Source organism: Aeromonas sp. QDB34, from assembly GCF_027705405.1.
Classification (GTDB): Bacteria; Pseudomonadota; Gammaproteobacteria; order Enterobacterales; family Aeromonadaceae; genus Aeromonas; species Aeromonas hydrophila.
The window spans coordinates 20,360-29,477 of the sequence record NZ_JAPDBT010000032.1 but is presented as its reverse complement, the minus strand read 5'-3'; the positions used below and the strand labels follow the sequence as shown (position 1 = coordinate 29,477).

Below are 9,118 nucleotides of genomic sequence, written 5' to 3'. Positions count from 1 at the left end.
AAGGGTACCACCAATCAGCAGTTGGCCACCTCTCGCCATTCATCCATGAGTGTCGCACTTATTATCTGAATTCCCGGGGAACTTTTAAATTTGAGGCATGTCGGCTGCCCCCGAAATAAATCGCTGAGCAAAGCGGGGATGACGTGGAAAATAACCGGATAAATATCGGGCAAATATGGTCAGTTGAGACTGCTGATTACCGCAAAATAAACATCCCCGCCAGACGGGCTGAACGGGGATGAATAAAGGATAAAAACGGACGAGCGCTACAGTTTATTTAGCCAGCCATTGAGCCAGGCCAGCGCCACCTTTTCCGGCTCATCATCGACGGTGGCATCTATCTCCAGCCGGGGCAGCAGAGGACTGGCACCGAGCTCCTGCAACAGCGTATCGAGGTGACGACCGGCACCGCAAAAGTGCTCGTAGCTGCTGTCTCCCATGGCGACCAGCGCATAACGCCACCCTTTCATGTAGGGGGCCCGGTCAGCCAGGGCGGTGGCCAGTGGCTGCAGATTGGGCGGAATATCGCCCTGCCCTGTGGTGGCCGTGATGACCAGCAAGAATCGACTCGCATCCAGATCTGCCAGCTCGGCTTCCTCGAACACCCGACAGCCGTGCCCCGCCTGCTCCAGCTGGGCCGCCAGCGTCTCGGCCACCAGCATGGCCGCGCCGTATACGGTACCCACCACTATGTCTATCTGCGCCATCACGGACCCCTTTGACCAACATGGATGCCCAGCATGCCACAGCAACAGCTCGGGCAACACCCCGTGGTCATCAGGCTCAGTAGTCGCTCTCGCTGGCAGGCCAGCCCAGCTCGGCAAACAGCTGCAGTACTTCCTGCCCCAGCGGCGCCTGGATCCGCATCGGCACCTTCAGCACAGGATGCTCAAAGCTGAGGGTGCGAGCCACCAGCAGCAGGCGATCGCAACCATAATGCTCGCGAAAGAAGCGGTTGTGGCGGCCATCGCCGTGGGTGGTGTCACCGACGATGGGGTGGAACAGATGATCGAGATGGCGGCGCAGCTGATGCTTGCGACCTGTCTTGGGGAACAGCCGAACCAGACTGTAGCGACTGGTAGGGTGTTTCTTGGAGACCGCATGGGGCAGCTCGACCTGATGCAGGCGACGAAACGCGGTCACCGCCTCCTGGGCCGGACGATCCGGATCGCTCATGGCATCGGCGATCTTGTCCAGCTGCTCCTTGAGCGGATAGTCGATGAGCCCCTGCTCGGGGGCCCAGCCGCGAACCAGCGCCAGATACTCCTTGTGCACCTGACGGGCGGCAAAGGCTTCGGTCAGGGTGCGGGCCACGGCGGGATCGAGGGCAAACAGCAGCACCCCCGAGGTGGGCCGGTCGAGCCGGTGTACCGGGTAGACGTGGCGACCGCCGATGAGATCCCGGGTCATCTGCATGGCGAAACGGGTTTCGGCCTTGTCGAGCCAGCTGCGGTGCACCAGCAGGCCGGAGGGCTTGTTGACCGCCACCAGCCAGTCATCCTGATAAAGCAGGGTCAGTTGCAAGGCGTTCTCTTCCTGTGCCTGCTCACGCATCATTGCTCAACCACTTTGCCGGAGAGCAGCAGATCGAAGCGGGCGATCAGGCGCAGCAGGGCTTCGACCTGGGCCAGCTCCTCCTTGTAGACTTCGCTGGCCATGGGATAGAGGGAGACGCTGCTGGGCAGCGGTGCCTGCAGCAGCACCAGCTGCTCCATGCGCGGGATCAGCACGAACTGCAGCCACTGATCGAAGCTCAGGGTATCGACGCAAAATGGCAGCTCGCTGGCCAGGGCCTCTTCACCCGGATGGGCCGCTTGCCAGCGTTCCAGACGTTGCAGCTCGGCGGTCAGTTCACCCAACAGGCCGGCTACCAGCAGATATTGATTCATTGCGTTCTCTTCCTCATCACCACACACCGTCCGCCGCCAATCCTGTGTCGCTGGCGGCAGGCCGAACTTTGCAAAAAAGGGCGTTACTATACACCCTCCCCCCTATCCTCTGCCATGCCCCTTGCGGCCGACAACACGGGCGAAGAACCATGGCGGCTCCTGCTCTAGGCGTACCGGGCCGGATGCCGGGCGGCGCGCCCCCACTGGCTATCTTGTGCAACCTCCTTATAATCGGCCCGCATCACCCTTAGCCGGATCACCTCATGTCCACCATCAATACGCTGACCGAATTCTTGACCCAGGCCGACACCCAGTTTCAACTGTTCGACATGGGCCGCCAGGTGCGACCACTGGCGAGCGACACCTTCGAGCGCATCGAGCAGCAGCAGGAGCCCTACCCCTGGCCCCTGCAGCAGCACGCCTGGCTCGGCGTCCACTTCTTCCAGCCGGCCGAATCCCGCCACTACCTGTGGTTTCTCAAGTTTGCCCTCGACGAACGCGGTCTGCTCATCGCCAGCGGCCCCAAACACTTCATGGATCAGGTGGTGGAAGCCCTGGGCTACAAGCTGACCGGCGAGCTCGACGAAGAGAAGGCCCAGCGTCTGGCGGAGAACCCCTACACCTTCCGCCCGGCCGAGGCCAAGATGGCCAGCCTGCACGCCAAACTGGCCCGTCAGCTGGAACAGGCCCCCTCGACCTACTTCGAGGGGCTCTGCCACTATCTGGCGGCCCCGACGCCAGAGGGATGGCAGACCCTCGGCGTACAGGGTTTTGCCGATCTCGCTGAGCGGCTGCAAGATGAACGCAACCTGGCGCTGGTGTGCAAGGCGCTGCCAAAACTGCCGCAAGAGCCGCTCTACGCCCTCTGTCAGAGCCTGGAAAACGCCCCGTTGCCGCCGGCCGTACAGGGCGCCCTGTTCGAGCGCATCGGCAAAGAGCAGGAGTGTGCCGAACCCAATGCCGAGACCCTGGCCTATCTGTGTCGGGCACTGGCCTCCTGCAACGGCAGCAGCATGCGCACCAACAAGCTGCTGACCCTGCTGCAAACCCAGCCGAGCCCGGCCCTGCTGCTGGCCATCGCCGGCCGGCTCTGGCCCGATCTGAAGGATGCTGGCCTGCTCAGCCTGTTCTTGGAACAGCTGGCCCTGCAACCGACCCAGTTTTTCAATCAGGTATTTGCCGAGCTGGTGACCCTGCCGGCCCTGCGCAATGATATGCTGGCCAGGCTGCGCGACCCCGAGCGCAGCGATGCCCTGGGCCAGGCTATCGGTCGCCTGTTCGCCTCGGCCTGATGATGTCGGCGACCCGTCACCATGGCGGGTCGCCTGTCGCCACGGATCACACCCCGGAAGGAGCCCGCGATGGGTGAAATGTTCGCAATCTTGCTGCTTATCCTCGGTGCGGGTGCCTTCTGGCACCAGCGGCGTCAGGCCGAGCTCGCCTGGCAATACATGCGCCGCTACTGCCAGCATCACGACCTGCAACTGCTGTCGCTGGCCCGCAGCCACCGTGCGCTGGCCCACCAGCCGCTGCGGCTGCTTACCTATTACGAGTTTGAATTCTCCAGCGATGGCGAGAGCCACTATCTGGGGCAACTGCGCATGCAGGGGCTGCAGGTGGTCGGTGTCGAGCTGCCCCCCCACCGGGTACCCACCCTGTAAATCTGCCGCCACGGGGCGGGCCTATAATGTTCAGGAATGCCTCTTGGGAGAGATGAGATGGAATTCCTGACCCACGACCTGGCCGCCCTGTTTGCCCAGCTGGGGCTGGCCAACGACGAGCTGAGCCTGCACCGCTTCATTCACGAGCACCGCTTGGACAACCAGACCCTGTTGCCGGAAGCCCCCTTCTGGAATCGCGCCCAGGCCGACTTTCTGCGCGATGCCCTGTGGAACGATGCGGACTGGTCGGAAGCCATCGACGAGCTGGACGTGCTGCTGCGCCGGCCCGACTGACCCTTGCCCCGCTGTTCAGCGCCCTGCGCTTTGGTTAAGCTCTCTGCCCGTCCAGCCCGAACCACTTTTCATCCTGCGCAGGAGTCCCATGTCAGCCCAAGAGATCATCCGCATCGCCAATGAACTGGCCGCCAAGGGGATCACCCCCTCCACCGCCATGGTCAAGGCCCGCCTCAGCCAGCCCGTCCCCATGGCCGAGCTGCTCAAAGTGCTGAGCCAGTGGAAGCAGCAACCCGCCAGCGCCCCGGAAGCCGGAAGCACGGCGCAGATGGTCCCCGCGCCCGCCGCCGACCCCACCCTGCTGCAGCTTGCCGAACGGCTAGAGCGCCTCGAACAGAAGGTGGATCGGCTGACCGAGCTGCTGCTCCAGCAGGGGAAGCAGTAAGCCATGTACATCCTTGAACTTTGCTTTGAGTGCTACCGTGACACCTCGCTGGGCGAGGCCGAGCGAGCCATCGTCAACTACCTCGACATGTTGCGCTACCAGGGCCAGATCCTCGGCCGGGAGTTTCCCACCAGCATGCACGAGGGCTACTTCGTCAGCCGGGTGGTCTGCCCGGAGCAGGACAGCCTTCACCCGGACAACCAGAGCGAGCAGGTCAAGCTGGCCGAGCAGCAGCTCAATCAGGTCGGCCTGCTCGCCCCCAAACTCCAGTTGCAGGGGGCGGATCTGCTCTCCGACAGCACCGACCCTTGCGGCCATGATGGCGAGCGCCCCAGCTGGATGCTGCTCTACACCAGCTTCCTGCACACCTGCTCGCCGCTGCGCTGCGGTGACCACTTCGCCCCCATCCCGCTCTATCGGCTGCCGGCCGTCGCCAACGGCGACCACAAGCAGATCATCAAGTGGCAGGAGGATTGGGAGGCGTGCGATCAGCTGCAGATGAACGGCTCCATCGCCGAGCATGCGGCGCTGCATGAAATCGGTGAAGTGGGCAGCCGCCTCCAGCGCCGTGGCTGCGATCTTGGCAAGCGGCTGGAAGCCCTGACCGGCATCCCCACCTACTACTACCTCTACCGGGTGGGCGGCCGGAGTGCGGCCGAGGAGAAGGCCCGTCCCTGTCCGAGCTGCGGCGGCGAGTGGGCGCTGGCCGACCCCTTGCACGAGATCTTCGACTTCAAGTGCGATCCCTGCCGGCTGGTCGCCAACCTCTCCTGGGATTTCAAGGACTGAGCCCGACGGTGAACCAAACAAAAACGCCTTGCCGGCCGGCAAGGCGTTTTTCATTGCAACTGACGCTGTTTATTGCGGCAAAGTCTCAAGCCGCTCGAGGAACGCCGGCAGTGAGGGGGCCAGTACCAACCGACGGCCCGAATCGAGCCACTCCAGCCACACCTGCCCGCTCTCGTTGTCGAGCGACACCAGCGTCATCTCGTTGCGGGTGGTGGCGATGAACAAAGAGGGTGAGCGCTTCAACTTGCGCAGCATCAGCAGGTGGCCGATGAGATTCTCCTTGAGCAAGTCGAGATCCGCCTCGTTCCAGGGCAGCACAAACTCGAGCCGCAACCCCTTGTAGAGGCAGGGCACAGGGCGGCTGAACCAGCCACCAAACAGGGCCTGCGCGGCCGGATGCAGGGTCAGCTCGAGCGCCTCGTTCATCGCCGTGAAATCGGCGGGCTCGGCGCGCCGATGCGGGCGCCAGGCCACCCGTCCCTCCTTGGGCTCATCCAGCTCGCAGGGGGAGCGCCAGTCTGCCTCCCACTCGCACAGGGGCAGCCCTCGCCTCGCCTCGCCGTCGCGCTGCCAGCGCAAAAAAAAGTGTTCCAGGGCAGACAAGACTTGATCCGACATCGAAATTCCCCACAATTGCTGCCAAAGTTCGCTATTGCACCATCAAAGCCATGAGCAGACAAGGTGCAGCGCGGATCGCCAGCCGGCGCTCCCCGCCTTGCAGCCCTCATAGGGCGCATGCTCTGCCATCGCCCATTCAACGTTCGAGTCAGCACACATGAGCAAACAAGAGAGATACGCCGGAGCCAGCGCCCTGCAGGGGCTGAGCCTGGGTCAGCAGTCGGCCTACATCAGCCAGTACACCCCGGCCCTGCTGCAGCCGGTGCCCCGCAGCCTGAACCGCGACGACCTCGGTCTTGGCGGCGAGTTGCCGTTCCAGGGTTGCGATGTCTGGACCCTGTACGAGCTCTCCTGGCTCAATGCCAAGGGCAAGCCCATGGTCGCCGTCGGCGAGGTCTCGGTCCCCGCCACCAGCGCGAACCTCATCGAATCCAAGTCGTTCAAGCTCTATCTCAACTCCTTCAACCAGACCCGCTGCGACTCGCTGGAAGCGGTGCAGGCCATGCTGGTCAAGGACTTGAGCGCCTGTGCCGGTAGCGACGTGAGCGTCACCCTGTTCCCGCTGGCCCAGGCTCCGCACCACATTGCCGCCCTGCCGGGCGAGTGCATCGACGAGCAGGACATCGCCGTGGACTGTTACGAGTTCGATGCCGACCTGCTGCAAGGCGCGGCCGGCAGCCAGGAGGTGGAGGAGACCCTGCACAGCCACCTGCTCAAGTCCAACTGCCTGGTGACCAGCCAGCCGGACTGGGGATCCGTAGTGATCCACTATCGCGGCCCGCAGCTTGACCGGGAAAAACTGCTGCGCTACCTCATCTCGTTTCGCCAGCACAACGAGTTCCACGAGCAGTGCATCGAGCGGATCTTCACCGATCTCAAGCACTTCTGCCGCCCGAGCCAGCTGACCGTCTACGCCCGCTACACCCGCCGCGGCGGCCTGGACATCAACCCGTTTCGCAGCGACTGGGAAGTGGTGCCGGCCAACCTGCGCCTGATCCGGCAATAATCCGCCACCCCGCCGGGCCTGCAGCGCTGCCATGGCCCGGATCGCCGGGTCGGCGCGCAATCTGTCAGTAAACTCTGGACGCACGGGGGCGGGCTTGGATAACATGCCCTCACTCCCGTGCTGCCCTTAATCCAATGAATCAACTGTTTTTTCTGGCAATGATGATGTCCTCCCTGTCGGCTCCTGATCTGGATCTGGCCAAGGAGCAGTTGTCCATCGACCTGCAACAGGCCCAGACCCTGGTGTTGACCGATCCCGCCAGATGCGTGCAGATCACCTCCGCCTTCCTCACCCGCACGGCCAATAATCCCAAGCAAATCATCAGCAATCGCCAGGAGTACGGCTATCGAGAGCCGCTGCTGAGCTATGGCACCGCCGCCCAGGCCACCGGTGCCCACCTGCTCAAGGGGGAGTGTCTGCTGCAGCTTGGCCAGTTCCAGGCGGCGCAGAAATCCCTCGATCAGGGCATCGCCATGGCGGCCAAGGAGCAGCAACTGGAGCTGCAGGCCCACGGCCTCTATCTGAAGATCCGCAGCCAGAACCTGCAGGAGCGCTCCCACGGCGCCAGCGGCGGCCTGCTCGGCCAGCTGGAGACCCTGCTCAGCACCCCCAGCCTGAAAGAGAGCCAGTTGCAGGTGTACAGCCGGCTGCTGCGCACCAACGCCAGCATAGAGGCGCACCAGTTCGACGAGGCCAAGCGCCAGCTGGCCGAAGCCCGCCGCTGGGCGGATCAGACCACGAATCCGCTGGCCAGCGCCTGGGTCAGCGCGGTGAGCGGCGACCTCTACCACGCCCTCAAGCAGCCCCAGCTCTCGCTGGGCGACTACATCGATGCCCAGCAGCAGGCCAGAGGGTTGCAGGATCCGCTGTTCCTCGGCCTGCTGTCGAACCAGATAGTGAACCTCTATCAGGAGGAACAGGAGCCGCAGAAGGCACTGCAATACGCCAACGAGGCGGCCAACTACTTCCATGCCCTCGGCAATCCCTCCCTGCTGAGCGACGCCCTCATCGTGCTGGCCCGCCTCAACCGGGAACAGGGCGAGATGAACATGGCGCTGGTCTACTTCTTCAATGCCCTGGATCTGCTGGACGAGGGCAACAACCGCACCCGCATCGCCCATCTCAAGTACGAGATAGGCAAAACCTATCTGGAAACCGGCAACCTGACCCTGGCCCGCAACTACCTCACCGCGGCCCGCCAGTCCCACGAGCTGGGGGACGACAAGGAGCCGCTGATCGATACCCTGCTGCTGCTGGGTGAGCTGCATCTCAAGCAGAAGGAGGCGGGCATCGCCATCCTGCAGCTGGAAAACGCGCTGGCACTGGCCAACCAGATCGGCGACGCCCAGCGCCAGTTTGAGATCTTCCGCCTGCTCTCGGCGGCCTACGAGCAGAAGGGCTATCTGCAGCAGGCGCTGGACAGCTACAAGAATTTCCACCAGCGCAGCGAACAGGTCCGCCAGCAGCAGGTCGATCTGGAGCAGGAGGCGATCCGCGACAACTACGCCCAGGTGGAGCGGGAGCAGCAGATCAAGGAGCTGCAGCAACAGCTGAGCACCAGCAAGCATCAGCAGGATCGCTACCTCTGGTCGAGCGTGGTGACCGGTCTGTTGCTGACTCTGTTCATCTATTTGTTTTTCACCCTCTGGCTCAAGCTGCGGGTCGCCCGTCTGCAGGGCAAACAGCTGGGCGAGGCGCTGCTGCTCGAACCACGCACCGGGCTGGCCAACTGGCAGCGACTGATGAGCCGCTGGCCGCGGGAGATGGCCAAGCGCCAGCAAAAATCCGAGCGCTGGTATTTAAGCGAGCTGCCCACCAGCGAGTTCGACGACAAGCTGCACTACCTGCTGTTTCGGGTGCCCTTCCTGGTCAACAGCCTGGAACAGCACGGTTATCAGGTTAGCCGCGAGATAGAGCAGGCCTTCGGCGCCTACGTCAACGGCCTCACCCCGCAGGATGGCCGCATCTACGACCTGCGCGAAGGCCACCTGCTCTATGTGGTGCCCCAGCGCCATGTGGAAGACCTGCACCAACTGGCCCGCGAACTGCTCGCGGCACTGGCCGAATTCCCCTGCCAGCACCCGCTCGATCGCCACATCAGCCTCGGCATCGTCAGCCACCCCTTCCTGCCCAAGGCGGCCACCGCCCTCGATCATCACGGCCTGTTCGACCTCTGTTATCTGGCCCTGGCAGGAGCCATTCAGCTCAGCGAAAAACACCAGCAAAGCGTCTGGCTGGAGCTGGCCGCCATCGATTGCCAGCAGGCCGCATTTTTTAATGGGGATGTGTGGCAATGCTGCTTGATGGCAATTGACAAGGGACTGGTAAAAGTAAATTCTTCTCATGAAAAGCAATGGGTTAATTGGCTTCGACTTTCACGGACGAAAGCGCCGGTTGATCAATGACAAATAGATAATCAACTGGGTCTGGAACTGGGTTCGACCGCTGTTGCTATCCAACACAACAACGATAATGA

11 protein-coding genes are annotated in these 9,118 nt (G+C 63.0%); 7 read left to right on the top strand and 4 right to left on the bottom strand.

All coding sequences use genetic code 11. The features are described 5' to 3' along the window. Nucleotides 1–266: 266 nt before the first annotated feature. The 3 genes from OKC29_RS21885 to OKC29_RS21875 all read right to left on the bottom strand — a co-directional run bounded on the left by OKC29_RS21885 (nt 267) and on the right by OKC29_RS21875 (nt 1,889). Nucleotides 267–707 carry a flavodoxin gene (locus OKC29_RS21885; RefSeq protein ID WP_073349219.1) on the bottom strand — a complete coding sequence of 147 codons (441 nt, stop codon included), beginning with the start codon at nt 705–707 and terminating at the stop codon, nt 267–269. Nucleotides 708–783: 76 nt separating this feature from the next. Continuing rightward, entirely contained in the window at nt 784–1,557 is a 774-nt protein-coding gene (gene truC / locus OKC29_RS21880) for a tRNA pseudouridine(65) synthase TruC (protein WP_016349861.1), read from the bottom strand. After that, on the bottom strand, nt 1,554–1,889 hold the full coding sequence (locus OKC29_RS21875; protein WP_073349217.1) for a YqcC family protein: 336 nt from the start codon (nt 1,887–1,889) through the stop codon (nt 1,554–1,556). The genes truC and OKC29_RS21875 overlap by 4 nt, the downstream gene beginning before the upstream one ends. Nucleotides 1,890–2,152: 263 nt before the next feature. On the opposite strand from OKC29_RS21875, the gene OKC29_RS21870 reads away from it, so the two are divergent. The 5 genes from OKC29_RS21870 to OKC29_RS21850 all read left to right on the top strand — a co-directional run bounded on the left by OKC29_RS21870 (nt 2,153) and on the right by OKC29_RS21850 (nt 5,018). Further along, nucleotides 2,153–3,181, top strand: coding sequence for a DUF3549 family protein (locus OKC29_RS21870; RefSeq protein WP_073349215.1), 1,029 nt, complete (start codon nt 2,153–2,155; stop codon nt 3,179–3,181). A 69-nt stretch (nt 3,182–3,250) separates the two neighbouring features. Then, nucleotides 3,251–3,550, top strand: coding sequence for a DUF3301 domain-containing protein (locus OKC29_RS21865; protein WP_011705083.1), 300 nt, complete (start codon nt 3,251–3,253; stop codon nt 3,548–3,550). A gap of 57 nt (nt 3,551–3,607) precedes the next feature. Next, entirely contained in the window at nt 3,608–3,844 is a 237-nt protein-coding gene (locus OKC29_RS21860; RefSeq protein WP_011705082.1) for a DUF2789 domain-containing protein, read from the top strand. Between the two features lie 88 nt (nt 3,845–3,932). Next, on the top strand, nt 3,933–4,229 hold the full coding sequence (locus OKC29_RS21855; protein WP_073349213.1) for a hypothetical protein: 297 nt from the start codon (nt 3,933–3,935) through the stop codon (nt 4,227–4,229). A 3-nt stretch (nt 4,230–4,232) separates the two neighbouring features. Further along, nucleotides 4,233–5,018, top strand: a complete 786-nt coding sequence (locus OKC29_RS21850) for a Zn-ribbon-containing protein (RefSeq protein WP_073349211.1) — start codon at nt 4,233–4,235, stop codon at nt 5,016–5,018. A 69-nt stretch (nt 5,019–5,087) separates the two neighbouring features. On the opposite strand, the gene syd is transcribed toward OKC29_RS21850, so the two are convergent. Beyond that, nucleotides 5,088–5,636 carry a SecY-interacting protein gene (gene syd / locus OKC29_RS21845; RefSeq protein WP_011705080.1) on the bottom strand — a complete coding sequence of 183 codons (549 nt, stop codon included), beginning with the start codon at nt 5,634–5,636 and terminating at the stop codon, nt 5,088–5,090. Between the two features lie 157 nt (nt 5,637–5,793). Here syd and queF point away from each other — a divergent pair, with 157 nt between their 5' ends. Then, nucleotides 5,794–6,642, top strand: coding sequence for an NADPH-dependent 7-cyano-7-deazaguanine reductase QueF (gene queF, locus OKC29_RS21840; protein ID WP_073349209.1), 849 nt, complete (start codon nt 5,794–5,796; stop codon nt 6,640–6,642). Between the two features lie 134 nt (nt 6,643–6,776). Beyond that, the gene (locus tag OKC29_RS21835) at nt 6,777–9,047 is read left to right on the top strand and encodes a hypothetical protein (protein WP_073349207.1); all 2,271 of its coding nucleotides are present in this window, start codon (nt 6,777–6,779) and stop codon (nt 9,045–9,047) included. Nucleotides 9,048–9,118: the final 71 nt, after the last annotated feature.

What these genes read in the sequence shown, in the direction of transcription:
- OKC29_RS21885 (WP_073349219.1), bottom strand. Translation starts at nt 707, where the DNA reads ATGGCGCAGATAGACATAGTGGTGGGTACCGTATACGGCGCGGCCATG.
- truC (WP_016349861.1), bottom strand. Translation starts at nt 1,557, where the DNA reads ATGATGCGTGAGCAGGCACAGGAAGAGAACGCCTTGCAACTGACCCTG.
- OKC29_RS21875 (WP_073349217.1), bottom strand. Translation starts at nt 1,889, where the DNA reads ATGAATCAATATCTGCTGGTAGCCGGCCTGTTGGGTGAACTGACCGCC.
- OKC29_RS21870 (WP_073349215.1), top strand. Translation starts at nt 2,153, where the DNA reads ATGTCCACCATCAATACGCTGACCGAATTCTTGACCCAGGCCGACACC.
- OKC29_RS21865 (WP_011705083.1), top strand. Translation starts at nt 3,251, where the DNA reads ATGGGTGAAATGTTCGCAATCTTGCTGCTTATCCTCGGTGCGGGTGCC.
- OKC29_RS21860 (WP_011705082.1), top strand. Translation starts at nt 3,608, where the DNA reads ATGGAATTCCTGACCCACGACCTGGCCGCCCTGTTTGCCCAGCTGGGG.
- OKC29_RS21855 (WP_073349213.1), top strand. Translation starts at nt 3,933, where the DNA reads ATGTCAGCCCAAGAGATCATCCGCATCGCCAATGAACTGGCCGCCAAG.
- OKC29_RS21850 (WP_073349211.1), top strand. Translation starts at nt 4,233, where the DNA reads ATGTACATCCTTGAACTTTGCTTTGAGTGCTACCGTGACACCTCGCTG.
- syd (WP_011705080.1), bottom strand. Translation starts at nt 5,636, where the DNA reads ATGTCGGATCAAGTCTTGTCTGCCCTGGAACACTTTTTTTTGCGCTGG.
- queF (WP_073349209.1), top strand. Translation starts at nt 5,794, where the DNA reads ATGAGCAAACAAGAGAGATACGCCGGAGCCAGCGCCCTGCAGGGGCTG.
- OKC29_RS21835 (WP_073349207.1), top strand. Translation starts at nt 6,777, where the DNA reads ATGAATCAACTGTTTTTTCTGGCAATGATGATGTCCTCCCTGTCGGCT.